A 25,743-nucleotide genomic window follows, 5' to 3' on the forward strand; every position below is an offset into this window, starting at 1 on the left:
GCCCTCGGTGGTCGACCAAATTCCGATGGTCCCGATCGCGGCGCACAAGCTCGCGAGAGCCGTCATTCGATATGAACAAGTCCATCAAGGACTGGACTCGCAATCTGACCCAGTCGAGCGCACCGCCGAGGGCCGCGGTGGCGTGGCCGTTCCGGGCGAGTTTTTCGATTTACGGCGACGGTCGATTTGCGCTGACCGGCGAGATCGACGGCCCGTCGGTTGTCGCCGCCCGCGACGGCGGCGAGGCGTTCGTGCTGCTGCGGCCCGGCGCCGACCTCACCCGCGCCGTCGACATCGCCGAACGGCTGCGGCTTGCCGCGATGGCGCTGCGCATCCGCAACGAGGCCGCGCCGACCGGCTTCATCACCGTCAGCGTCGGCGTCACGGCCCATGTGCCGGCGAAGGGCACGAGGCCGCGCGGGCGGGTCGAGGCCGCCGACGGCGCCCTCTACGCCGCCAAGCGTCGCGGCCGCAACACCACCGTGGCCGAGGCCGGGTGAGGGCGACGCAGCCGGTGAATTCTCCTGCGCCTCGACGCGAACCGGGCTTTCATATCGGCAACAGACGCCAGCACGCAAAAAAGGCGGCGCCGGAGCGCCGCCCTTATCTGGTGCAGACTGGCTGCTTGTTAACCGCCAGACCACGATCTCTGAAGCCATAAGAATAACTATTGATATTTACGCGTCAAGGCTTTTCTATTTTGTCTGGTATCCGCGAGGGCGTTGCTATGCCGTGGCGACTTGGGCTGGACCTCGGATCGGGGTCGCTAGGATGGTGTGCTCTTGCTCTCGATCAATCCGGAGCGCCCGTCCAAATCCTCGGCGCTGGATCGCGAATCTTCGGCGATGGCCGCGCGCCCAGCCGGGGAAATCTGCAAGGCACACCCCTCGCTGTAGAACGCCGCGCCGCACGCGCCATGCGTCGCCGGCGGGATCGTTTCAAGCGGCGGCAGGCCGCATTGCTCAAGTACCTTAATCTTGACGGCTTGTTGCCAGAAGACCCGACCGAGCGTAACGCCGTGGAGCGCCTCGATCCGTTCGCATTGAGGGCACGGGCCCTCGATGAAGCTCTGCCGCTCCATCAGATCGGCCGGGCCATTTTTCATCTCAACCAGCGCCGCGGTTTCAAGTCGAACCGCAAGACGGATCGCGGTCGTGACGACGACGTCGGCAAGATCGCGATCGGAATCGATCGACTGCGAGAGAAGATCGAAGAAACCGGGGCACGAACATTCGGCGAACTTCTCCATCTCCGACGCGCCGGTGCGAGCGACCCCAACTCTATTCCATCGGTCCGCTCCCGATTGCGTCCGGAACCCGATGACGCCAGAACCGGCGATGGTTACGATTTCTATCCGGGTCGAGACCTAATCACCGAGGAATTCGAAGCGATTTGGAGCGCACAGGCACGCCATCATCCCGAACAACTTACGCCGGAGGTTCATGATCGGCTGTTCGAGATCGTGTTTCATCAACGACCGCTGAAAAGGCCAAAGGTCGGAAGCTGCACGCTCGTTTCGGGCGAATGCCGGTTGCCCCGTGCGCATCCGCTCTTTCAACATCGGCGGCTGCTCGAAGAGGTAAATGCACTGACCATCGTACATCCAGGCGAGGCCCCCGTCCGTTTGACGATGGAACAACGCAATGCTCTCCTTCTGAGACTGAAGGTCAGCAACAAGGTCAGCTTTGAAAGTCTACGAAAACTTCTAAAAATCGACCCAGACGCTCGCTTCAACAAGGAGACACTGAACCGCAAGGAGCTCAAGGGAAACGAGGTGGCCGCCGAACTGAGCGCAAAGGCTCGGTTCGGCAAGAGATGGTTTCACCTTTCCCACGAAGAGCAGTGGGCGATCATCTCCCGCCTCCTGGAGGAGGAGCAGGACTCTGTGCTCCACCAGTGGCTCGTGGATAGTTGGGAATTGACCGACGATCAGGCCAAGGCCGTGGCGAAAGCCAGGTTGCCGCAAGGATATGGCCGGTTCGGCCACACGGCGACGATCAAGCTGATCGCGGCCCTCGAAGCCGACGTCGTTGTCTACAGCCAAGCTGTCGAAGCAGCGGGGCTCGGACACCACAGCGACCTGCGCACCGGCGCGTCGTTTCTCAAGCTGCCTTATTACGGCGTCACGCTCGAACGCCACCTCTTGCCCGGCACGGCGGAGCCGTCGGATCCGGAGGAAATGCGGATCGGCCGGCTCACCAATCCGACGGTTCACATCGCCCTCAATCAGCTCCGCCGGGTCGTCAACCGTCTGATCCGGCGCTACGGCATGCCGGCGGAAATTGCCGTCGAGATCGCACGCGATCTCAAATCCACCGATGACGACAGAAAGCGGTTTGAACGAGAGAATCGCGCCAATCGGCTCGCGGCAGAGAGCCGGTCACGGAAGCTCCGCGAGATCGGCCAGCGCGACACCGGTGCCAACCGGCAGCTCCTCAAGTTGTGGGAGGAGTTGAACGCGGAAAACAGTCTCGACCGCCGATGCATCTATTCGGGTCGCCAGATATCGGTCGACATGCTGTTCAACGGGACGACCGAGGTCGATCACATTCTGCCGTTCGAAGAGACATGGGACGACAGCAACGCGAACAAGACCCTCTGCCTCCGGGAGGCGAATCGCGCGAAGGGAAAGCGGTCGCCCCACGACGCCTTCGGTCATACCGCGGATTGGGATGCGATATCGGCCCGCGCTGCGCGCCTTCCGGATGGAAAGCGATGGAGATTCCAACCGGACGCGATGCGGAGATTCGATCTCGAGGGCGGATTCCTGGCCCGCCATCTGGTCGACACGCAGTATCTCTCACGCCTCGCACATCTCTACTTGTCGGCTCTCTATTCCGAGCGCGGCGAGGGTTCCGGACACGTGTGGGTCTCGCCCGGGCGGCTCACCGAGCTGGTTCGCCGCAAGCTGGGCCTCAACGACCTCTTGCCCGATCACAACGTCAAGACTGCAGCGGAGCACTCGAAGAACCGCCTCGACCATCGTCATCACGCGATCGATGCGGCCGTCGTCGCGATCGTGGACCGCCGAATGCTTCAGGCGATTTCCCGTGCCTCCGGACAGGAGGGTGCCGAGGGTTCCGCGCGGATCCGGATACCGAACCCATGGGACGGCTTCCGAGACGAACTGCGGCGCACGGTCAACGATATCGTCGTCTCCCATCGCGCCGATCATGGGCTGAAGCCGAAAGCCGCTCTGAAGCAAATGCCGCCACCCCACAGCACGGCCGGGCGACTGCACAACGACACGGCCTACGGCATCACCGAAGCGATCGACGAGAATGGCAACACCGTCGTGGTTCACCGGATCCCGCTGATCGCGCTCAAGCCCGCGGATGTCGAGACCGGCGGAAAACGCCGCGTCGCAGACGATACGTTGCGCACCGCGCTGGCCGACTTCACGCGCGGCAAGGATTTCGATCGGACCTTGAAGGACTTTCCGAAACTCGGTCCGTTGCATTTTCGCGGAATCCGCAGGGTACGGGTGCTGGAGCCGCTGACGGTGATTCCGATACGGGACGAGAAGGGCCGTGTGTACAAAGGCTACAAGGGCGACTCGAACTATCGCTACGACGTGTGGGAATTGAAGGACGGGAAATGGGAGCACGAGGTCGTCTCGATGTTCGATATTCACCAACCCGGATGGTCGTCGCGCATCCGTGACGCCAATCCCACGGCGCGGAAGGTGCTGAGCCTTCATCAGAGCGATCTCGTCGCCATCGAGCCCGAGGGCGGGGAGCGCAAGCTGATGCGCGTCGTGAAATTCGGGCAGAACGGTCAGATCACGCTGGCGGAACCACACGAGAGCGGAGATTTGAAGCGACGCGACGCCGTTCCGGTGGAGGAAGACCCGTTCAAGTACATCGCTCCGACGGCGGGAGGCCTGAAGAAGTTGAGGACACGCCAGGTTCGCATCGACGAGGTCGGCCGGGTTTTCGATCCCGGATTCCCGGCCCGCAAGCGCCGTGGCACGTTCAGCCCTGCTCCCGAGCGGTGACTCGGCGCGACAATGGACCGTATCGTCGATATCGCGACTGACGGACGCCATCTTTCCGCGTATCGGGGTTTCCTGATCGTTGCGGAGGATGGACAGGAGGTCGGTCGGGTGCCGCTCGACGACGTCGCCGGGGTGATCGTCCATGCGCACGGCGTGACCTGGACGACCAATCTCGCGGTGGCGCTCGCGCAGCGCGGGGCTCCTCTCCTTTTGTGTGGCTCCAATCATGCGCCAGTTGCCGTTTGCCTCCCCATCGACGGTCATCACGAGGTGAACGGCCGTATCAGAGCCCAATGGGAAGCGGGCAAGCCGCTGTCTAAGCAGCTCTGGAAGCGTGTCGTCGTGGCGAAGATCCGATGGCAGGCCGCCGTGCTGGAGGCGCAGGGACACTCGGCGGCAGCGTTCGAGACTCTGGCCCGCAAAGTCGGATCGGGAGATCCGGCGAATGTCGAGGCTCAAGCAGCCCGACGATATTGGCCGCTGCTGATGGGAAGCGGATTCCGTCGGGACAGGGCTGCGGGCGGCGCGAACGCGATGCTGAATTACGGCTATACGGTTCTGCGCTCGTTGTGTGCTCGGGCCGTTGTCGCGGCAGGCCTTCACCCGGCGATCGGCATTCACCACGCGAATCGAGGCAACGCCCTCGCGCTCGCGGACGATCTGATGGAGCCGTTTCGTCCCCTCACGGACGCCTTGGTGGTCCGGCTTCTGGCGAGAGGAGTCGATTCCCTGACGCCCGCGAGCAAGCGTGCTTTCGCAGGACTCGTCGCGCTCGACCTTCCAGGCGATACCGGAACGACCACTGTCTCGGGGATCGCGACACGCTCGGCGCAAACTCTGGCCGCTTGCTTCCAGACCGGGCGCGCGGCCGATCTGATCCTTCCTGTGCCTCCGTCCGCGCTGGAAATCGCCGGGTTGGACGGCTTGTTGCAATGACGGCCACTCAGCTCAGCGGATACCGGCTCATGTGGATATTCGTCATGTTCGATCTCCCCATCGGATCTCGGGAGCAGTCGCGCGCTGCGACCAAGTTCAGGGAATTTCTTCTCGACCAAGGGTTCGAGAAAAGCCAATTCTCCGTATACGCCCGCTTCTGCAACGGGAAAGAACAGTTCGAGACCTATATGCGCCGTATCGAAGCCAATCTTCCGAATCGCGGGGACGTTCACGTTTTGAGCTTTACGGACCGCCAGTATGAAAATATTGTCCGATTCTCTGGACAGCGTCGCAAACACCAACAAAAAAACCCTGATCAACTCGCTTTGTTCTGATCGACGACTGATTTTTTGGATGGAGACATGACCGATTATCCCGCTCTTTTCAACGAGATAACCGATCATGGAGGATAGCCGCTCAGAGATCGTGGTCCAGCGGCAACGATGCCGGCTGGGCAGGCGGCGCGCGGCCAGGATAGCCGCTCAGAGATCGTGGTCCAGCGGCAACAAGGCGAAGCGCGCCAAGCCCGTGAAGCTCAGGATAGCCGCTCAGAGATCGTGGTCCAGCGGCAACGATGGGCGGCTCGGCGTGGCGTCGCAGGGCAGGATAGCCGCTCAGAGATCGTGGTCCAGCGGCAACACCGAGCCCGAGCGGATCGCCTTCACCAGCAGGATAGCCGCTCAGAGATCGTGGTCCAGCGGCAACTCTGTGTTGATTTGGATGATGCGCAGCGTCAGGATAGCCGCTCAGAGATCGTGGTCCAGCGGCAACGAGCGCGAGGACATCGACGACGATCACTTCAGGATAGCCGCTCAGAGATCGTGGTCCAGCGGCAACTTGCGGGCGAAGCCGGTGTCGGGATCGTCGAGGATAGCCGCTCAGAGATCGTGGTCCAGCGGCAACAAGACGAACAAGCCGTAAATGCTTTTTCAGAGGATAGCCGCTCAGAGATCGTGGTCCAGCGGCAACGCGCTTCCGCCCCGCCTGATGCCAGTCGCTAGGATAGCCGCTCAGAGATCGTGGTCCAGCGGCAACATATTGGTCGAGGCGGTGCAGTGGACCGGCAGGATAGCCGCTCAGAGATCGTGGTCCAGCGGCAACCGCTGGCCCCACATCGGCACCTCGCCGATAAGGATAGCCGCTCAGAGATCGTGGTCCAGCGGCAACGTCCCGTGTCGTGATGAGTCGGGAGATGTTAGGATAGCCGCTCAGAGATCGTGGTCCAGCGGCAACTGGCGTCGAGCACCCGAGTCATCGCCGGCGAGGATAGCCGCTCAGAGATCGTGGTCCAGCGGCAACTAACCGATGCGGGACGCCATCTCGACGAAGAGGATAGCCGCTCAGAGATCGTGGTCCAGCGGCAACGGCACCTCGATCGTCGTCTTCGCGGCCGGTAGGATAGCCGCTCAGAGATCGTGGTCCAGCGGCAACGGCTTGTGCAGGATGGTGTCGGCCGTGGCGAGGATAGCCGCTCAGAGATCGTGGTCCAGCGGCAACGCAGCGAGCGGCGCACCGTCCTTGCCGGGCAGGATAGCCGCTCAGAGATCGTGGTCCAGCGGCAACAAGGGGCACCCGGACGTGACGCGGGTCGAGAGGATAGCCGCTCAGAGATCGTGGTCCAGCGGCAACGGGGCCTGGTCCGGAGAGAAGTTTCGACTGAGGATAGCCGCTCAGAGATCGTGGTCCAGCGGCAACGGAACAGATCACCGCGGAAGGCACGAGAAAAGGATAGCCGCTCAGAGATCGTGGTCCAGCGGCAACGGCTTTGCCCGTCAGGGTGTTGAAGACTTCAGGATAGCCGCTCAGAGATCGTGGTCCAGCGGCAACTGCGATTGAGCACTGGACGTGCGCCGGGAGAGGATAGCCGCTCAGAGATCGTGGTCCAGCGGCAACATCACCGACACCCCCCTGTCAGAACGCCTGAGGATAGCCGCTCAGAGATCGTGGTCCAGCGGCAACCTGGTCACCGAGCACCAAGGGGCCGCGCGCAGGATAGCCGCTCAGAGATCGTGGTCCAGCGGCAACGAGATCGTGAACGACGCCGCGGCGTACGAGAGGATAGCCGCTCAGAGATCGTGGTCCAGCGGCAACTCGATGCTGGAACGGTATGTCGGGCCGCAGAGGATAGCCGCTCAGAGATCGTGGTCCAGCGGCAACTGATGCCGGCGCCGCTCGATCTGCCGGCCCAGGATAGCCGCTCAGAGATCGTGGTCCAGCGGCAACTGGGAGACGGCGCTCGCCGTCCACCGCGAGAGGATAGCCGCTCAGAGATCGTGGTCCAGCGGCAACTCATGGAGGGGCTCTATCTCAGCAATGGCGAGGATAGCCGCTCAGAGATCGTGGTCCAGCGGCAACTGGGGCGCGGGCACCGACCCCAACGCATAGTTGCACCGAGAATCCGGGGGCCTCCCCCCAAAAGCGAATGGCCGAACCCCCGGCCCCCGCCCCCGTGCGGAATCGTTGACCCGGGCGCCGCAATGATGTCCAACGGGCGCCGACAATTCGCTGCGAGCGAGCCGAATCTCATGACTGCAGAACGCTATAATGCCCGCGTCACCGAGCCGCGCTGGCAGGCCGTGTGGGACGAGCGCGACATCTTCGCCGCCCAGAACGACGATCCCCGGCCGAAATACTACGTGCTGGAGATGTTCCCCTACCCGTCGGGGCGCATCCACATGGGCCATGTGCGCAACTACGCGATGGGCGACGTGGTGGCCCGCTACAAGCGGGCCAAGGGCTTCAAGGTTCTGCATCCGATGGGCTGGGACGCCTTCGGCATGCCGGCCGAGAACGCCGCCATGGCCAACAAGGTCCACCCGCGCGAATGGACCTACGCCAACATCGCCTCGATGAAGGCGCAGCTCAAGTCGATGGGCCTGTCGCTCGACTGGGGCCGCGAGGTCGCCACCTGCGACCCGTCCTACTACAAGCACCAGCAGCGGATGTTCCTGGACTTCGTCGCGGCCGGGCTGGTCGAGCGCAAGCAGTCCAAGGTCAACTGGGATCCGGTCGACCACACCGTGCTGGCCAACGAGCAGGTGATCGACGGACGCGGCTGGCGTTCGGGCGCACTGGTCGAGCAGCGCGAGCTGACCCAGTGGTTCTTCAAGATCACCAAGTTCTCCGAGGAGCTCTTGAGCGCGCTCGATACGCTCGACCGCTGGCCGGAAAAGGTCCGGCTGATGCAGAAGAACTGGATCGGCCGCTCCGAAGGTCTGCATGTGCGTTTCGCCCTCGACCCGGCGACGACGCCGGCCGGCGAGACCGAGCTGGAGATCTTCACCACCCGGCACGACACGCTGTTCGGCGCCAAGTTCATGGGCCTGTCGCCCGACCATCCGCTCGCCCAGGCGGCAGCGGCCAAAAACCCGGCGCTCGCGGCGTTCATCCAGGAGTGCAAGAAGATCGGCACCGCCCAAGAGGCGATCGACAAAGCCGAAAAGCTCGGCTTCGACACCGGGATCCGGGCCATCCATCCGTTCGACCCGACCTGGCGGCTGCCCGTCTATGTGGCGAACTTCGTGCTGATGGACTACGGCACCGGCGCCATCTTCGGCTGCCCGGCGCACGACCAGCGCGACCTCGACTTCGTCAACAAGTACGGGCTCGGCAACACCCCGGTGGTGTGCCCGGAGGGCCAGGACCCGAAGACCTTCGTGATCACGGACGAGGCCTATGTGGGCGACGGCCGGATGATCAACTCGCGCTTCTTGGACGGCATGACGTTTGCGCAGGCGCAGGCCGAGGTGGCGAAGCGGCTGGAAAACGACATCCGCGGCAACGCGCCGGTCGGCCGCCGCGAGGTGATGTACCGGCTGCGCGACTGGGGCATCTCGCGCCAGCGCTACTGGGGCTGCCCGATCCCGGTGATCCACTGCAAGAGCTGCGGCATCGTGCCGGTGCCGGTCGCCGACCTGCCGGTGCGGCTGCCCGACGACGTCGACTTCGACCGGCCCGGCAACCCGCTCGACCGTCACCCGACCTGGAAGCACGTCGCCTGCCCGCAATGCGGAGCCGCGGCGACGCGCGAAACCGACACGATGGACACCTTCGTCGACTCGTCGTGGTACTTCGCCCGCTTCACCGATCCGTGGATCACCACGGCGCCGACCGACCGCGCCGCGGTCGATTCCTGGCTGCCGGTCGACCAGTATATCGGCGGCATCGAGCACGCGATCCTGCACCTCTTGTACTCGCGCTTCTTCACCCGCGCCATGAAGGCGACCGGGCATGTCGGCATGGACGAGCCGTTCGCCGGCCTGTTCACGCAGGGCATGGTGGTGCACGAGACCTACCGCAAGCCGGACGGCACCTTTGCCGCGCCGGCCGAGGTGACGATCGAAGGAATGGGCGAGGCGCGGCGCGCAGTCCTCACCGGCACCGACATGCCCGTAGAGATCGGGCCCATTGAAAAAATGTCGAAGTCGAAGCGCAACACCGTCGATCCGGACGAGATCATCGGGTCCTACGGGGCCGACACGGCGCGCTGGTTCATGCTGTCGGATTCGCCGCCCGAGCGCGACGTGATCTGGACCGAGGAGGGCGCCCAGGGGGCGGCCCGCTTCGTCCAGCGGCTGTGGCGGCTGGTCGGCGACGCCGAGGCGGTGGCCGCCAAGGGCGACCTGCCGCGCCCGGCGATGTTCGGCGAGGCCGCCATCGCGCTGCGCAAGGCCGCCCATCTGGCGCTGTCGCGGGTGTCGGAGGATATCGAAAAACTGCGGTTCAACCGCTGCGTCGCCCACATCTACGAGCTCGCCAACGCGTTCCAGACGTCGCTCGGCGCCGCCGGCAAGGATCCGCCGGCCGATTATCGCTGGGCCGTGCGGGAGGCGGCCGGCGTCCTGGTGGTGCTGTTCCACCCGATGATGCCGCATCTGGCCGAGGAATGCTGGGCCACGCTGGGCCAGAGCGGCCTGGTGGCCGAGGCGGCCTGGCCCGAGGTCGAGCCGGATCTGCTGGTCGAGGACACCGTCACGCTGCCGGTCCAGATCAACGGCAAGAAGCGAGGTGATGTAACGGTGCCACGCAACGCCGGAAAAGCGGAGGTGGAGGCTGCCGTTCTGGCCCTGGACGCGGTACAAAGGGCGTTGGGCGGAGTAGCCCCTAAAAAGGTCATCGTCGTCCCGCACAGGATCGTCAATGTGGTGGCTTGACCGTACGGGACTTTCTCGCCCGACGCCCGACCGGGCCGGGCCGCACCGGCGTGCCGTGCTGGCGCGCGGCGCGCGGAGCCTCGTCGTCCTGGCGCTGGCGGCGCCGCTCGCCGGCTGCTTCCAGCCGCTCTACGGCAGCCGGACGCTCGACGGCGGTCCCGCCGTCAATGCATCGCTCAGCCAGATCGACGTCGCCCAGATCCCGGCCGGCAACAGCACGCCGGAGGCGCGGATCGCGGTCGAGCTGCGCAACCAGCTCGTGTTCGGGCTGTCGGGCGGCAATCCGGCTCCGCCCACCCACCGGCTCGACATCCGCATCTCCAGCACCCGCACGTCGGTGATCGTCGACACCACGACGGCGCTGGCCAATGTCGAGAACTACCGCCTCACCGCCTCCTTCAGTCTGGTCGACCTGCAGACCGGCAAGCCGGTGGTCACCGACACGGCGTTCGGGCAGGTGTCCTACGACATTCCCGGCCAGCAGCAGCGCTTCGCCCGCCAGCGCGCGCTGCGCGACGCCGAGAACCGCGCCGCCGGCGTGATGGCCGAGACGATCCGGAACCGCCTCGCCTCCTATTTCGTCGCCGGAACCTGAGCCGGGGTCGGTGCCTCACGGCCGTCATTCCGGGGCGCCGCGCAGCGGCGAGCCCGGAATCCATACACACAGACCGGGGTTATGGATTCCGGGCTCGCGGGCTTGCAGCCCGCGCCCCGGAATGACGGAGTGGAGGTGATCGGCCCGCGGTGAACACCCGTTCGGAAGCCCTCGCCATGACCGCCCTGAAGGGCCCGGAGATCGACGCCTATGTGAGCCGGCCGGACGCCAGCCGGCCGATCGCCCTCGTCTACGGCCCCGACGCCGGGCTGGTGCGCGAGCGTGTCGAGGCGCTGGTCAAGGCCTCGGTCGACGATCCGGCCGACCCGTTCGCGCTGGTGCGGCTCGACGGCGATGCGATCGAGCCGGGCCGGATCGCCGAGGAGGCGCACACGGTGCCGCTGTTCGGCGGCCGCCGCGCCGTGTGGATCAAGGCCGGGCGCAGCAATCTGGCCGCCGCTGTCGAGGCGCTCGCCGCCGATCCGCCGCGCGACTGCCGGGTGGTGGTCGAGGCCGGCGAGTTGCGCAAGGATTCGGCCCTGCGGCTCGCCTGCGAAAAGGCCCGCAACGCCGTCGTTCTGCCCTGCTATGTCGACGGCGACGCCGATCTCGGCCGGCTGGTCGACCAGGAGATGCGCGCCGCCGGCCTCACCATCGCGGATGACGCCAAGACCCTCGTGGTGTCGCTGCTCGGCGGCGACCGCCAGGCCTCGCGCGGCGAACTGCGAAAGCTCGCCCTCTACGGCCACGGCCGCGGCCGCATCGAGGCCGACGACGTGCTCGCCGTCATCGCCGACGCCTCGGCGCTCGCCCTCGACGACGTGATCGACGCCGCATTCGCCGGCAAGCCGGCCGCTTTCGACAGCGAATATGCGCGGGCGCGCGCCGCCGGCACGCATCCGGACCGTGTGATCACCTCGGCGCTGCGCCATGCCGCCCAGCTTCACCGCGCCAAGGTGGCGATCGAGTCCGGCCGCAGCGCGCAGGACGCGGTGCGGGAGGGATTTCGCGGGCTGTTCTTCCGCCGCGAGCCGACCGTGCGGACGGCCCTGACCGCCTGGACGACGCCGCGCCTCGCCCAGGCGATGGCCGACCTCGCCGAAACGGCGACCGCAGTGCGTCGGCAGAACGATCTGGCCGATGCCCTCGCCCACCGGGCGCTGTTGAGCCTTTCCCTGAAGGCCCGGCAGAAGCGGTGACTGGATGACGCACAACAAGCACTTTCAGCGTCGTCGCCGGGCTTGACCCGGCGACCCATCTTTTAGCAACAGAGGTCTTTCGCGAATTGGATGGATGCGCGGGTCGAGCCCGCGCATGACGAAGTCGGGATCAAGCGTTCCGATGCGGGGCCGAATTCCCGTTCACTTGTAGTATCCGACCCCGCAGGCCTGGCCGCCGACCTTGACCAGGAAGGTCTCCTTGGCGACCGGCTCGGTACCTCCCGGCCGCGGGAACTTGTAATCGACCGAGGTGACGACCCCGTCCTTCGGGGCCGCGAACAGCTTGTCGCCGAGCGGCGAGCCGTCCTTCTCCTTGAGGGCGCGCACGTCGGTGCCCATCAGCGCCTTGTTGGGGTGCGCCGTCCACATCCCGCTCCCAGCCTCGAAGCAGAACACGTAGAGGTCGCGGTCGCGGAAGCCGCCGGCCGCATCGTTGAACTTGGCGAGCGCATCGGCCTCGCCGGCCTTGAGCGTGACGGCCGCCTTCTCGACCAGCGCCTTCGCCTCGGCTGCAGTGCCGAAGTCGGCAGCGGAGGCCGCCATCGGCACGGCCACGGCCGCGGCCAAAGCAAGCGCCGTCAGAGCGAGCGCTTCTTTCATGATTTCCTCCCGGATCAATGGATGACAACGATCAATCGCGACGCGAGCGGACCGGCTCGGGCCGGCCAAATGCGCCCGTCGGAAGTATGGGTGTAGGCGAGGTGGCGTTGCAACTTTCTTGCGGTGTCCCGGGTGCGGCCGTTTGTCCGTCGCGAACGCCGGTATCTTGATGTGGCTAATCCATCCCCGGATTAACCGACCGGTAGGCAGTAAGCATCAGTATACAACCCATAGACGCAACAGGTGACCATCCAGACAGGGGGACCGCCATGACGGCAATGCCGGCGACGGGGGACGATGTCGTGCGGACCATCGCACGGACGGCAGGCGTGCTGTCGGTCGAGCTCGCCGACATCGCCGGCAACATCGCCGACGTCGACCAGAAGGCCCAGAGCCTGACGGCCGAGTGCCGGACCCTGTCGGGCGCCGCGACTGAGCTGACCAGCTCGAATCGCCGCATCGGCACGGCCGCGGCCGCCGCCGACCGGACCATCGAGGCCGCCTGCAGCGAGATGGACGCCTCCTCCCAGTCGGTCGCGACCTCGCTGGCCGAGATCAGTGCGCTGGCCGGCGCGACCGCCGGCTTCGAGAGCAAGCTCGACGGCCTGCGCGGCGCCCTCGACCGGGTCGCCAAGGCGGCCGGCGGGATCGACGTCATCGCCCGGCAGACCAACCTCCTGGCGCTCAACGCCACCATCGAGGCGGCGCGCGCCGGCGAGGCCGGCAAGGGCTTCGCCGTGGTGGCGAGCGAGGTGAAGGCGCTGGCCAAGCAGACCAGCGAGGCGACCGCCGAGATCGCCGCGACCCTGGGGCTGCTCGACACCCAGACGCGCGGCCTGATGGCCGAGTCGGCCGAGACGGTCGGACGCGCCGCCACGGTGCAGGCCGGCACCACGGCGATCCGCCAGGTGATCGACCATGTCGGCCCGGCGATGACGCGGATGCGCGGCGACATGCGGCTGATCGTCGAGTCGAACGTCGACATCCAGGCGCGCTGTGACGCCCTGCAGGCCGCCTTCGAGGCGATGACCGGGCATGTGGCGCGCTCGTCCGCGGATCTGCGCTGCGCCGACCAGCGCGTCCACGGCCTGCTGACGCGCAGCGAGGAGCTGGCGCTGCTGACCGCGCAGGCCGGGGTCGAGACCGACGACACGCCCTTCGTCGCCCTGGTCACCGAGGGCGCGGGCGAGATTGCGGCGATGCTCGAGCGCGCGCTGGCGGCGGGCGAGACGTCGATGACGGATCTGTTCGACGAAAAGTACGTGCCGGTGCCGGGCAGCGATCCGGCCCAGGTGACGACCCGCTTCACGGCGCTGTGCGACCGGCTGCTGCCGCCCGTGCAGGAGGCGCTGCTCGGGCGCAACCCGCACATCGCCTTTTGCGCGGCGGTCGACCGCAACGGCTACCTGCCGACCCACAACAGGAAATTCTCAGCTCCGCAGCGGCCGGGCGAGTCCGCGTGGAACACCGCGAACTGCCGCAACCGCCGCATCTTCGCCGACCGCACCGGGCTGGCCGCCGGCCGCAACACCAAGACGTTCCTGCTGCAGACCTACCGGCGCGACATGGGCGGCGGCCAGTTCGTGCTGATGAAGGACTGCTCGGCCCCCATCACGGTGCGGGGCCGCCACTGGGGCGGCTTTCGCATGGGCTACACGGCCGAACGGACGGGGTGACAGCGCGCGGTCCCGCCGGCCGGCAGCACGATCGGCACCGGTTTCCTTACCACCGAAAGTCCTCGGATCACGGCATGGAGCTGATCACGACGTCGTCGTGATCAGCTCGTCGACATGATCACGGCATCGGCGACGGTGGCCGGCGGCTTTCCCGACGGTGGTTAACGGGGCCATAGGACTCTGAGTGTTACATCTCGTTTCACAGGTGCGCCGCTATGCCCCGGCAGTCCGTGTCCGGTCCGCCCGAGGGCGTTTTTCTCGATCATTCCGACTCCCGGCAACGGCCGGCCGTCGGCCACCAGCCCCGGTTCCCGGGACGGCGGCCCTACCTAAAGGACTTGTGGCATGCTCGCCCGCCTGTCGATTCGCGCCAAGATCACGATGGTCGTGTCGTTCCTGCTGGTCGGCATGACCGGCATGGGATTGCTCGCGATCACCAGCATGCGGGCCATCAACGCCTCGACGGTCGAGATTCAGACCAACTGGCTGCCGAGCATCCGCGTGCTGGCCGATCTGCGCGCCGGCGTGACGATCATCCGCAGCGTGGTACGACTGCACCTCCTGGCCGAGACGCCGGAGGCCAAGGCCGCCGTCGAGAAGACCCTGGCGTTGAACTACGACCGCAACGCCAAATTCATCGCCGCCTACGAGAAGCTGATCACATCGGCGGAGGAGCGCAGCCTCTTCGAGGAGTGGAAGAAGCAGTCGGCGCTGTACGACGCCGGCGCCCGCAAGGTCGTCGAGATGTCGCGGGCGAGCGTCGGAAAAATCCCGCACGACGCCACCGAGTTCAACGAGGTCAAGGTCTATCCGATCGGCAAGGCGGCCGACGATCTGCTCAACAAGGGCATCGAGATCAACAATGCCGGCGCCGATGCGGCCGGCCGGCTCGCGGCCGGCACCTACGACCGCGCCTTCAATCTGCTGCTGATCATTCTGTCGGTGTCAGCCATGGTCGGCATCGGGCTCGGCGTCTATCTGGTGCGCGACGTGTCGCGCGGGATCGACTCCGTCGTCGTCCCGATGCAAGCGCTGGCGCAGGGCGATCTGAGCGCCGTGGTGCCGCATCAGGGCGAGAAGACCGAGATCGGCCGCATCGCTACGACGCTCCAGGTGTTCAAGCAGGCCCTGATCGAGAAGAAGGCGAGCGACGAGGCCGCCGCCGTGGAGGCCGACGCCAAGATCCTGCGCGGCCAGCGGGTCGACACCGTCACGCGCGAGTTCGAGACGTTGATCGGCGAGATCGTCGAGACCGTGTCGTCGGCCTCGACCGAGCTCGAGGCGTCCGCCCACTCGCTGACCACCACGGCCGAGCATTCGCAGCAGCTCGCCACCAAGGTGGCGGGCGTGGCCGAAAGCGCCTCCTCCAACGTGCAGTCGGTGGCCTCGGCGACCGAGGAGATGGCCTCGTCGGTGCACGAGATCAGCCGGCAGGTGCAGGAGTCGGCCAGGATCGCGATGGGCGCCGTCGACCAGGCGCGCAAGACCAACGGGCAGGTCGAGGATCTGGCCAAGGCGGCCAACCGCATCGGTGACGTGATCGAGCTGATCAACACCATCGCGGGCCAGACCAATCTGCTGGCGCTCAACGCCACCATCGAGGCGGCGCGGGCGGGCGACGCCGGCAGGGGGTTTGCCGTGGTGGCCTCCGAGGTCAAGGCCTTGGCCCAGGAGACCGCCAAGGCGACCGGCGTGATCAGCCAGCAGATCACCGAGATCCAAGGCGCGACGCAAGGCTCGGTCGCGGCGATCCGGGAGATCGGCGACACCATCGGCCGGTTGTCCGAGATCGCCTCGACCATCGCGGCGGCCGTCGAAGAGCAGGGCGCCGCCACGCAGGAGATCTCGCGCAACGTCCAGCAGGCCGCGCAGGGGACCATGGCGGTGTCGTCGAACATCGGCGACGTGCAGGTCGGCGCCACCGAGACCGGATCGGCGTCGTCACAGGTCCTCGCCGCGGCACAGTCGCTGTCCGGCGACAGCACCCGCCTGAAGACCGAGGTCCGCAAGTTCCTGACCGCCGTGCGGGCCGCGTAGCGCCGCCGTAGGGCGCAATGAGCGAACGCGAATTGCGCCGACCAGACGACGGCAGCCGGTGACGAGCGCGGGCCGCCCGTTCGCATCATCGCGGCGCAATTCGCTTACGCTCATTGCGCCCTACAAACACGAAGCCGACGACTCTTCGGCTCAGCCGCCCTCCAGCCGTCGCAACACGTCGTCGAGCTGGTCGAGGTCGCGGTAGTGGATGTGCAGCGTGCCGGACTCGCCCTTGTGGTCGATCGTCACGGTGAGGCCGAGCGCGTCGGAGACGCGCTTTTCCAGCGCCTTGGTGTCGGCGTCCTTGGGGGCGGGCGCGCTCTTCGGCTTGGGGCCCGGGCGCGGGCCGTCGGTGTCCTTGCGGACCAAAGCCTCGACCTGGCGGACGTTCAGGCCGCGCTCGACGATGTCGCGGGCGAGCGCCTCGGCGTTCGGCTCGCCGACCAGCATGCGGGCGTGCCCGGCCGTCAGCTTGCCGGCCGTGATCAGGCTCTTGACGCCGTCCGGCAGCTTCAGCAGGCGCAGCGTGTTGGCGACATGGCTGCGGCTCTTGCCGACCGTCTTGGCGACGTCGTCCTGGGCGTAGCCGAAGGTGTCGAGCAGCGCCTGGTAGCCGGCCGCCTCCTCCAGCGCGTCGAGGTCGGCGCGCTGAACGTTCTCGATGATGGCGAGCTCGAGCGCCTGGCTGTCGGTGACGTCGAGCACCACCACCGGCACCTCGTGCAGGCCGGCGCGCTGGGCGGCGCGCCAGCGCCGCTCGCCGGCGATGATCTCGAAGGCGTCGGTCGCGCCCTTCACGACCCGCACCACGATGGGCTGGATCAGGCCGCGGGCCCGGATCGAATCGGCGAGCTCGGCCAGCTCGGTCTCGGCGAAGCTGCGGCGCGGATTGCGCGGGTTGGGGCGCAGGAACTCGATCGGCACCTTGCGGCCGCCGCGGACGGGCTCGGCGTCGCGCTCGCGGCCACGATTGCGCTCGCGCCCGCCGGAGGGCGCCGGCTCGTGCGTCGGCTCGACGTCGCCGATCAGGGCGGCGAGCCCGCGTCCGAGCCGCGATCGCGGAGCATCTTCGGCCATCGGTCGTTCTCCGGGTCTACTCGTCATACAAAGCATACGAACCGCGCCCTCACGGCCGGCGAGCCGGCGCGGCTTTCACCTCTCCCCGCGCGCGGGCGGAGGTCGACGCGTGTAGCGCGGCGGGTGAGGGGGCGCCTCCGTATCCACGCGACGCCGTTGCCCCTCTCCCCGACCCTCTCCCCGCAAGCGGGGAGAGGGAGAACTCGCGCCGGGCACACCTCACGACCGGGGCTCGGCCCGGACCGCATGGTCGCGTGTCGGGTCACGTTGCCGGGCCCCGCTCACCCGGCGAGGCGGTCGGCGATCTCCTTCTCGCGCTGGATCACCTCGGTGGCGAGGCGCAGATAGGCTTCGCTGCCGGCGCATTTGAGATCATAGACCAGCACGGGCTTGCCGTAGGACGGCGCCTCGGAGACCCGCACATTGCGCGGAATGACGGTCTGGTAGACCTTCTCGCCCAAAAACTCGCGCACGTCCGCCACCACCTGGCCCGAAAGGTTGTTGCGGGCGTCGTACATGGTCAGCACCACCCCGTGGATGGTGAGGTCGGGATTGAGGGTGGACTTCACCTGGTCGACGGTCTTGAGCAGTTGCGACAGGCCTTCGAGGGCGAAGAACTCGCATTGCAGCGGCACCAGGATGGCGTCCGCGGCCGCCATGGCGTTGACGGTGAGCAGGTTGAGCGAGGGCGGGCAGTCGACCAGCACATAGGTGAAGGGCGGCTCGGCCGGATCGGCATTGAGCGCCGTGACGGCGTCGCGCAGCCGGTAGGCGCGGTCGCGCTCCTGGCCGATCTCCAGCTCGAGGCCGGCGAGATCCATGGTCGAGGGCGCGATGGAAAGATGCGGCACCGCGGTCGGCCGCAGCGTGTCGCGCAAGCCGGCCTGCCGGCACATCACGTCATAGGTGGAGACCTCGCGGCTCTTGTGGTCGACGCCGAGGCCGGTCGAGGCGTTGCCCTGCGGGTCGAGATCGATCACCAAGACCTCCTCGCCGGTGGCGGCGAGCGCGGTGCCGAGATTGATGGCCGTGGTGGTCTTGCCGACGCCGCCCTTCTGGTTGGCGACCGCGAGGACACGCGGCCGGGCCGGGCGGCCCGGCGCCGGGAACGGCACGACCGCGGCGGACGACGGATCAGACATCGGGGTGGCTTTCGGTTCGGACCGGGGCCGGGCAGGAGGCGCCGGAGCGGCGGACGCCGGGCAGGTCGGACAAAAACATCATCGCGCGCGCGCCTCGAGGCCGCGGATGACGACGATCCGACCCTCCGGGCTGGTCCTGCTCGGAACGAGATCGGCCGTGATCTTCCAAGATATAGACGCCTGGGTCAACTCGGCCTCAACATCTTGACCCTTGGCGAGCAGGGCCCGGCCCCGCTTCCTTAACAAAGGATAAACGTAGCCGAGCAGAACGGAAAGCGGCGCGAGCGCCCGCGCCGTGATGATATCGGGGATGACCGTCTTGCGGCGATTGAAATCCTCGACCCGCTCCGGATGGACGACCGCGGGCAGGCCGAGCGCCGCGGCAGTCTCGCGCAGGAAGGCCGCCTTCTTCTGGGTCGCCTCGACCAGGTGGACGACCGCGCCCGGCCTGTCGGCGAGCGCGCAGGCGAGCACCAGGCCGGGGAAGCCGCCACCGGAGCCGAGATCGACGATGGTTTTGGCCTCCTCGCCGATCAGCGGCAGGAGCTGCAGCGAGTCGGCGATGTGGCGGGTCCACAGGGTCGGGATGGTCGAAGCAGCCATCAGGTTCATCACCGCCTGCCGCTCCAGCAGCAGCCGCACGAAGGCGTCGAGCCGATCCGCTGTTTCACGTGAAACAGGCGTGAGGGCGAGCGCCGCCTCGCGGTCGGCCGGATCGACGGCGGGCAGGGTGCGGGGGGGTTTTATCGACCGGGCCGGCATCGCCTCACCCCTGCCCCGTGCCGGTGCGGCCGCGGCCGGGCCGGCGCAGGTGCGCGGCCAGCAGCATCAACGCGGCCGGCGTGATCCCGTCGATCCGGCCGGCTTGGCCGAGGGTGCGGGGCCGGGCCGCGTCAAGCTTGTGGCGCGCCTCGTTGGACAGGCCCGACACGGCGTCGTAGTCCAGGTCCGCCGGCAAGCCGATGCCCTCGTCGCGGCGGAAGCTGGCGATGTCGGCCGCCTGGCGATCGAGATAGACCGCGTATTTAGCGTCGATCTCGAGCTGGGCCGCAATCGCGGGCGCCAGCGCGCCGAGTTGCGGCCATATCCGCGCCACCTCGGCGAGACCGATGTCCGGATAGGCCAGCAGATCGAAGGCGCTGCGCCGCTGGCCGTCTTTCTTCAGCGACAGGCCGTGACGCTCCGCCTCGGTCGGGGTCAGCGACAGCGAGCGAGACAGCGCACGGGCCGCGTCGAGGGCCGCCGTCTTGGCGCGGTGCCGCCCTGCCCGCCGGGTGCCGACGCAGCCCAGACGAATGCCGCGTTCGGTCAGGCGCTGGTCGGCATTGTCGGCCCGCAGCGTCAGCCGGTACTCTGCCCTCGACGTGAACATGCGGTAGGGCTCCGTCACCCCGCGGGTGACCAGGTCGTCGATCATCACGCCCAGATAGGATTCGGCGCGGTCGAACACGAGTCCCGTACCGCCGCCGGCCCGCACCGCCGCGTTGAGACCGGCGACCAGTCCCTGCCCGGCCGCCTCCTCGTAGCCCGTGGTCCCGTTGATCTGGCCGGCGAGAAACAGCCCGGCGACGCGGCGCGCCTCGAGCGTCGGCCCGAGCTCGCGCGGATCGACATGGTCGTACTCGATCGCGTAGCCGGGCCGCGAGATCACGGCCTTTTCCAAACCCGGAATGGTGGCGACGAGCGCCTCCTGGACATCCTCCGGCAGCGAGGTCGAAATCCCGTTCGGATACACGACCTCGGTCGTAAGCCCTTCCGGTTCCAGAAAGATCTGGTGGCCGTCGCGCTCTCCGAAGCGGACGATCTTGTCCTCGATCGACGGGCAGTAACGCGGGCCGCGGCTGGCGATCTGCCCGGAATACATCGGCGAGCGGTGGACATTGGCCCGGACCACCGCATGAGTCGCCGCCACCGTGCGGGTGATGCCGCATTCGATCTGCGCCGTCTCGATGCGGTCGGTGAGCACCGAGAACGGCTCCGGCGGGTCATCGCCGGGCTGCATCTCCAGCGCCGCCCAGTCGATGGTGCGGCCGTCGAGCCGCGGCGGCGTGCCGGTCTTGAGGCGGCCGAGCGTGAAGCCGGCCCGCTCCAGGGTCGCCGAGAGTCCGAGCGCCGGTGCTTCTCCCACCCGGCCGGCCGGGATCTGCCGCTCGCCGATATGGATGAGCCCACGCAGGAAGGTGCCGGTCGTCAGCACCACGGCGCCGGCCCCGAACAGCCGGCCGTCGGCGAGCCGGACCCCGGTGACCCGCCCGTCGGCGATCGTCAGGTCGTCCGCTTCGCCCTCGACCACGGCCAGGTTCTCGGTCGCCCGGATCGCCGCCTGCATGGCGGCCGCATAGAGCTTTCGGTCGGCCTGACAGCGCGGGCCGCGCACGGCCGGGCCCTTGCGGCGGTTGAGGACGCGAAACTGGATGCCGCCCTGGTCGGCGACCCGGCCCATCAGGCCGTCGAGCGCGTCGATCTCGCGGACCAGATGGCCCTTGCCGAGCCCGCCGATCGCCGGATTGCACGACATCGCCCCGATCGTGTCGAACCGGTGGGTCACCAGGGCGGTGCGCGCCCCCGTGCGGGCGGCGGCGGCCGCGGCCTCGCAGCCGGCATGCCCGCCCCCGATCACGATGACGTCGTAGCGCGTTTCCATTCGAAAACCGGGCGTTCGGCGCAGTGTTTCACGTGAAACACCCGGGAGCCGTGTTCACCCGGCCGCCGTCGGCCGCCATCTATCACTTGCCGATGCAGAAATCACGAAAGATGAGCGCGCCGGGTCGTTCGGCCCTCGCCCGTAAAGCGCCCGTCCAACACGGGCACTCGGCCGACTCCTCCAACCGTCGTGTTTCACGTGAAACAACGCCGGCCGGCCGCGCTCACTTGCCGATACAGAAATCTCTGAAGATCACGTCAAGAATGTCCTCGACGTCGACCCGGCCGACCAGTCGGCCGAGCGCGCGGGCCGCCAGCCGCAGATCCTCGGCCAAAAACTCCTCGCGGCCCTCCGGCTCGGCGAGCGCTCGGTCGAGTGCGCTGACCGCCTCCTCGAGGATCGCCCGGTGCCGCACCCGCGTCACCAGCGCCGGCTCGCCGGCCCCGACCCGCGCCACCGCCTCGGCCTCCAGCGCCGCCATCAGGCCGGCGATGCCCTCGCCGGTCCGGGCGGAGGTTTCAAATACCCCCCCGGGTCCGGCCGCCGTGCCGATCCCGCCCCGATCGCCCCGCAGGTCCACCTTGGTGATGACGGTCCAGATCCCCTCCCCGAGGCCATCAGGTCGACTGTCGGTCGGCTGGGCGCCGGCCTCCTGGACCCAAAGAACAAGATCCGCCGCAGCGGCCCGGTCGCGCGCCCGCCGCACGCCCTCCTGCTCGACCGGATCGTCGCTTTCGCGCAATCCTGCGGTATCGAGCAGCGTCACCGGCTGGCCGCCGAGATCGAGATGCACCTCCACCACGTCACGGGTCGTGCCGGGAACCGGCGACACGATCGCCGCCTCGCGCCGGACGATGCGGTTCAAAAGGCTCGACTTGCCGGCATTGGGTGGCCCGGCGATCGCCACCACCAGGCCGTCACGCAGCCGCTCACCGCGGCGGCCGTCCGCCAGTGCCGCGGAGATGTCGCCGCGCAAACCGCCAATGCTGGCGAGCGCCGGCCCCAACAGCTCGGCCGGCACGTCGCCTTCGTCCGAAAAGTCGATGCCGGCCTCGACCAGGGCCTGGGCCTCGATCAGCCGCTGCCGCCAAGTCTCGGCCCGATCCCCCAACAAGCCCCGAAGATGCCGGAGCGCCTGGCGGCGCTGGGCCTCGGTGTCGGCGCCGATCAGGTCGGCCAGGCCCTCGACCCGGGTGAGGTCGAGCTTGCCGTTGTCGAAGGCCCTTTTGGTGAACTCGCCGGCCTCCGCCGGCCGGCAGCCCGGCACGCCGGCCAGCGTCTTCAGCACGCCGGCGATCACGGCCCGTCCGCCGTGGACCTGGAGCTCGGCCGTATCCTCGCCCGTCTCGCTGTGTGGACCCGGGAACCACAGCACGAGCGCCTGGTCGATCGCCTCGCCGGTCGCCGGCTCCCGGACGGTGACGAGCGTCGCCCGCCGCGGCTCCGGCAACCGCCCGGCCAGCCGGCGCAGTGCCTCGCCGGCGGCCGGCCCGGATACCCGCACGACCGCGATCGCCGCCGGCGGCCGGCCGGACGACAGGGCGAAGATGGTGTCGGTCGCGGGACATATCATTCCGTGTCTCTTGATCGCCGGTCGAGTCGATCCTAGGTTACATGTAACCGACCCAGCAAGACCAGACCCGGCCATGAGTACCGATCAGCCCAAGCCTGGAACCCCGCTCCGTCGCAAGGCCGTTCGCGTCGACCCACCCGACATTCCGGCCAAGTCCGATCCTGCGGCCCGCGCATCGACCCGCCAGAAGGTCAGTGCGCACCGCCGACGCCTGCGCGCCAAGGGCTACCGGCTCGTGCAGATGTGGCTGCCGGATACACGAACCGACACGTTCGCCTCCCGGGCCCGCGAGGAATCCGCCGCCCTCGCATCCCATCCGAACGAGGCCGACGATCAGGCGTTCGTCGATGCCGTGTCCTGGCTGACCTCTGATGACGACGTCTCCATGTCCGAAACCGCCCGCGGAAGCCCATGGTGGCGCATCCCCGAGGCCGGTGAATGAAACGCGGCGAGATCTGGACCGTCGCCGCAGGCGCCGGCTACGCCGGTAAGCCCCGCCCGGCCATCATCGTCCAGAGCGACCTGTTCGATCTGACTGCGTCCGTCACCATCTGTCCGCTGACCCGGACAGACGCTCCGCTCAGCTTCGTGCGTTTCCTCATCGCCCCGACGCAAAAGAACGGTCTCCTGGTCGACTCTTTCGCCATGGTCGACAAGATCGTCACGGTCCAGACGACCAAGCTCGGTTACCGGATCGGCCGACTCGACGATCGCGACGTTCCACGTCTCAACCAGGCGGTCGCAACCTTCCTCGGCTTGGCCGACTGACCGCCCTGCGGCGTTTCGGCCCGCCGCTCCGGCCCCCCTGTCGCTGCCGCGGGTTCTCCCCGATAATGGCGGATCACCCGGGAGCCTTGATGGACACCACAGTCGGCCGCGAAAACCGCCTCGCCCACGAGACCAGCCCGTATCTGCTGCAGCACCGGCACAACCCGGTCGACTGGTGGCCGTGGGGGCCCGAGGCGCTGGCCGAGGCGAAGCGCGCCGGCAAGCCGATCCTGCTGTCGGTCGGCTACGCGGCCTGCCACTGGTGCCACGTGATGGCGCACGAGAGCTTCGAGAACCCGGCGATCGCGGCGCTGATGAACGAGCTGTTCGTCAACATCAAGGTCGACCGCGAGGAACGCCCCGACATCGACCAGATCTACATGGGTGCACTGCACCATCTAGGCGAGCAGGGCGGCTGGCCGCTGACCATGTTTTTGACCGCCGACGGCGAGCCGGTGTGGGGCGGCACCTATTTTCCGCCCAGCTCGCGCTTTGGGCGGCCCGGATTTCCCGACGTCCTGCGCGAGATGGCCCGGCTGTTTCGCGAGCAACCGGACCGCATCGCCCACAACCGCACCGTCCTGATGGGGCGGCTGGCCGAGCGCGCCCGGCCCGAAGGCAGCGTGACCATCGGCGTCGCCGAGCTCGACCGGGTCGCCCAGCAGGCCGCCGGCCTTATCGATCTCGGCAACGGCGGTCTTCGCGGTGCACCGAAGTTCCCCCAGCCGGCCCTGCTGGAGCTGCTGTGGCGCGCCGGCCAGCGCGCCGACGCAGCCCATCCTGGTGTGCACCGCACCAATATCTGTTTTGACCTTGTCGCTCTCTCGCTGGAGCGGATGTGCGAGGGCGGCATCTACGACCATCTCGGCGGCGGCTTCGCCCGCTACTCGGTCGACGAGCGCTGGCTGGTGCCGCATTTCGAAAAGATGCTCTACGACAACGCCCAGCTCCTCGAGCTGCTGGCGCTCGCCCAGGCCCGCACCGGCCACGACCTGTTCGGCCGCCGGGCCGCCGAGACGGTCGCCTGGCTCGACCGCGAGATGACCACGCCGGGCGGCGCCTTCGCGGCCTCGCTCGACGCCGATTCCGAAGGCGAGGAGGGCAAGTTCTACGTCTGGACCCCGGACGAGATCGAGGCCGCCCTCGGTCCCGAGGACGCCGACCTCATCGCGCGCTTCTACGACGTCACCCCGGCCGGCAATTTCGAGGGCCACACCATCCTCAACCGGCTCGGCCTCTTGGACGAGCACGCCCGGACCCGGACCGGCCAGCCCTACATCCCGCGGCCCGAAGATCCCGCTCTGGAAACCCACCTTGTTGCACTGCGTCAACGTCTCTTAACGATTCGGTCTAGTCGCCCAAGGCCCGGACTGGACGACAAGATTCTCGCCGACTGGAACGGCCTGATGATCGCCGCCCTCGCCCATGCCGGCATGTTGCTGAGCGAGCCCGGCTGGATCGACCGGGCGCGCCGCGCCTTCGCCTTCATCGCTACGGAGATGACCCGCGGCGACCGGCTCGGCCATTCGTGGCGCGACGGCCGCCTGCTGTTTCCTGGCCTCGCCTCCGACCTCGCCGCCATGACCCGCGCCGCCCTGGCCCTGTTCGAGGCCACCGGAGAACCGGATTTCCTCGATAATGCAATAGCTTGGCAAAACATCCTGGACGCCCGGCATACCGATCCGGCGACCGGCGGCTATTTCCTCACCGCCGACGATGCCGAGGGCCTGGTGATCCGCCCGGCCGCGACCCAGGACGACGCCATCCCCAATCCCAACGGCCTCGCCGCCCAGAACCTCGTCCGGCTGGCCGTCCTGGCCGGCGACGACCGCTTTCGGGCGCGCGCCGACGCTCTCTTCGACGGGCTGCTGCCCCACGTCGCCGCAAACCTGTTCGGCCATTTGAGCCTGCTGAACGCCCTCGACCTCCGTCTTCGCGCAGCAGAGATCACCCTCGTCGGCAAGGGGGCGCACAATGCTGCGCTCATTGGTGCAGCGCAGCATATTCCCTTCACCGAGCGGATCGTCCTGCGCGCGCCCGATGCGGACCGGCTCACCGAAAACCACCCGGCCCGCGCGCGCCTCGCCGCGGCGCCGGACGGCGGCGCTTTCGTCTGCGTCGGCGCGCGCTGCTCCCTGCCGGTGTTGACGGCCGACGGCCTGCGCGCCGTCCTGACGATGGTGCGGGCGGAGGTGTGATGCCAGCCGTCACATATTCCGACTCGTCATACGCGGGCTCGACCCGCGTATCCATCTCGTGAAAAGACCTTCTTTTCCGTAGCTTGATGGATGGCCGGGTCAAGCCCGGCCATGACGCGAGGGGGGA

General features: G+C 67.7%; 18 protein-coding genes and 1 CRISPR repeat array. Of the genes, 12 read left to right on the top strand and 6 right to left on the bottom strand.

The genetic code is table 11. The features are described from left to right. The first annotated feature begins 71 nt into the window (after nt 1–71). From HXX10_RS02985 to holA, 7 genes are all read left to right on the top strand, one after another. A complete protein-coding gene (locus HXX10_RS02985; protein ID WP_296520004.1) occupies nt 72–500 on the top strand; it encodes a diguanylate cyclase in 429 nt (142 codons plus the stop codon). A 227-nt stretch (nt 501–727) separates the two neighbouring features. Next, nucleotides 728–3,997 carry a type II CRISPR RNA-guided endonuclease Cas9 gene (gene cas9 / locus HXX10_RS02995; RefSeq protein ID WP_367141921.1) on the top strand — a complete coding sequence of 1,090 codons (3,270 nt, stop codon included), beginning with the start codon at nt 728–730 and terminating at the stop codon, nt 3,995–3,997. Nucleotides 3,998–4,009: 12 nt separating this feature from the next. Next, a complete protein-coding gene (cas1, locus tag HXX10_RS03000) occupies nt 4,010–4,933 on the top strand; it encodes a type II CRISPR-associated endonuclease Cas1 (protein WP_296520008.1) in 924 nt (307 codons plus the stop codon). A 29-nt stretch (nt 4,934–4,962) separates the two neighbouring features. Continuing rightward, nucleotides 4,963–5,268: a CRISPR-associated endonuclease Cas2 gene (cas2, locus tag HXX10_RS03005; RefSeq protein WP_296520009.1), complete on the top strand. Its 306-nt coding sequence runs from the start codon at nt 4,963–4,965 to the stop codon at nt 5,266–5,268. 71 nt (nt 5,269–5,339) lie between these two features. After that, a CRISPR array of direct repeats spans nt 5,340–7,288; the repeat unit is 36 nt; unit sequence AGGATAGCCGCTCAGAGATCGTGGTCCAGCGGCAAC. Nucleotides 7,289–7,458: 170 nt separating this feature from the next. After that, a complete protein-coding gene (leuS, locus tag HXX10_RS03010; protein WP_296520010.1) occupies nt 7,459–10,086 on the top strand; it encodes a leucine--tRNA ligase in 2,628 nt (875 codons plus the stop codon). After that, nucleotides 10,073–10,681 carry an LPS assembly lipoprotein LptE gene (gene lptE / locus HXX10_RS03015; RefSeq protein ID WP_296520011.1) on the top strand — a complete coding sequence of 203 codons (609 nt, stop codon included), beginning with the start codon at nt 10,073–10,075 and terminating at the stop codon, nt 10,679–10,681. Before leuS ends, lptE begins: the two co-directional genes overlap by 14 nt. 176 nt (nt 10,682–10,857) lie before the next feature. After that, nucleotides 10,858–11,880, top strand: a complete 1,023-nt coding sequence (gene holA / locus HXX10_RS03020) for a DNA polymerase III subunit delta (protein ID WP_296520012.1) — start codon at nt 10,858–10,860, stop codon at nt 11,878–11,880. Nucleotides 11,881–12,042: 162 nt separating this feature from the next. On the opposite strand, the gene HXX10_RS03025 is transcribed toward holA, so the two are convergent. Next, entirely contained in the window at nt 12,043–12,501 is a 459-nt protein-coding gene (locus HXX10_RS03025; protein ID WP_296520013.1) for a chemotaxis protein, read from the bottom strand. A gap of 302 nt (nt 12,502–12,803) precedes the next feature. Here HXX10_RS03025 and HXX10_RS03030 point away from each other — a divergent pair, with 302 nt between their 5' ends. Together HXX10_RS03030 and HXX10_RS03035 are read left to right on the top strand one after the other, a co-directional pair. Further along, nucleotides 12,804–14,177, top strand: coding sequence for a methyl-accepting chemotaxis protein (locus HXX10_RS03030; RefSeq protein ID WP_296520014.1), 1,374 nt, complete (start codon nt 12,804–12,806; stop codon nt 14,175–14,177). 345 nt (nt 14,178–14,522) lie between these two features. Then, nucleotides 14,523–16,214, top strand: coding sequence for a methyl-accepting chemotaxis protein (locus HXX10_RS03035; protein ID WP_296520015.1), 1,692 nt, complete (start codon nt 14,523–14,525; stop codon nt 16,212–16,214). 150 nt (nt 16,215–16,364) lie between these two features. Here HXX10_RS03035 and HXX10_RS03040 read toward each other — a convergent pair whose 3' ends face one another. From HXX10_RS03040 to mnmE, 5 genes are all read right to left on the bottom strand, one after another. Continuing rightward, nucleotides 16,365–17,291: a ParB/RepB/Spo0J family partition protein gene (locus HXX10_RS03040; RefSeq protein ID WP_296520016.1), complete on the bottom strand. Its 927-nt coding sequence runs from the start codon at nt 17,289–17,291 to the stop codon at nt 16,365–16,367. Between the two features lie 281 nt (nt 17,292–17,572). Beyond that, on the bottom strand, nt 17,573–18,433 hold the full coding sequence (locus HXX10_RS03045; protein WP_296520017.1) for a ParA family protein: 861 nt from the start codon (nt 18,431–18,433) through the stop codon (nt 17,573–17,575). Between the two features lie 78 nt (nt 18,434–18,511). Next, the gene (rsmG, locus tag HXX10_RS03050) at nt 18,512–19,195 is read right to left on the bottom strand and encodes a 16S rRNA (guanine(527)-N(7))-methyltransferase RsmG (RefSeq protein WP_296520018.1); all 684 of its coding nucleotides are present in this window, start codon (nt 19,193–19,195) and stop codon (nt 18,512–18,514) included. Between the two features lie 4 nt (nt 19,196–19,199). Beyond that, a complete protein-coding gene (gene mnmG, locus HXX10_RS03055; RefSeq protein ID WP_296520019.1) occupies nt 19,200–21,077 on the bottom strand; it encodes a tRNA uridine-5-carboxymethylaminomethyl(34) synthesis enzyme MnmG in 1,878 nt (625 codons plus the stop codon). 223 nt (nt 21,078–21,300) lie between these two features. After that, entirely contained in the window at nt 21,301–22,650 is a 1,350-nt protein-coding gene (mnmE, locus tag HXX10_RS03060) for a tRNA uridine-5-carboxymethylaminomethyl(34) synthesis GTPase MnmE (RefSeq protein WP_296520020.1), read from the bottom strand. Between the two features lie 73 nt (nt 22,651–22,723). Here mnmE and HXX10_RS03065 point away from each other — a divergent pair, with 73 nt between their 5' ends. From HXX10_RS03065 to HXX10_RS03075, 3 genes are all read left to right on the top strand, one after another. After that, complete coding sequence (locus HXX10_RS03065; protein WP_296520021.1) at nt 22,724–23,092, top strand: antitoxin MazE family protein; 369 nt, start codon at nt 22,724–22,726, stop codon at nt 23,090–23,092. Beyond that, the gene (locus tag HXX10_RS03070) at nt 23,089–23,418 is read left to right on the top strand and encodes a type II toxin-antitoxin system PemK/MazF family toxin (RefSeq protein ID WP_296520022.1); all 330 of its coding nucleotides are present in this window, start codon (nt 23,089–23,091) and stop codon (nt 23,416–23,418) included. Before HXX10_RS03065 ends, HXX10_RS03070 begins: the two co-directional genes overlap by 4 nt. Nucleotides 23,419–23,507: 89 nt before the next feature. Continuing rightward, nucleotides 23,508–25,616, top strand: coding sequence for a thioredoxin domain-containing protein (locus tag HXX10_RS03075; protein WP_296520023.1), 2,109 nt, complete (start codon nt 23,508–23,510; stop codon nt 25,614–25,616). Nucleotides 25,617–25,743 lie beyond the last annotated feature (127 nt).

It is taken from the genome of Rhodoplanes sp. (genome assembly GCF_013377085.1).
In the GTDB taxonomy this organism is placed as follows: domain Bacteria; phylum Pseudomonadota; class Alphaproteobacteria; order Rhizobiales; family Xanthobacteraceae; genus Rhodoplanes.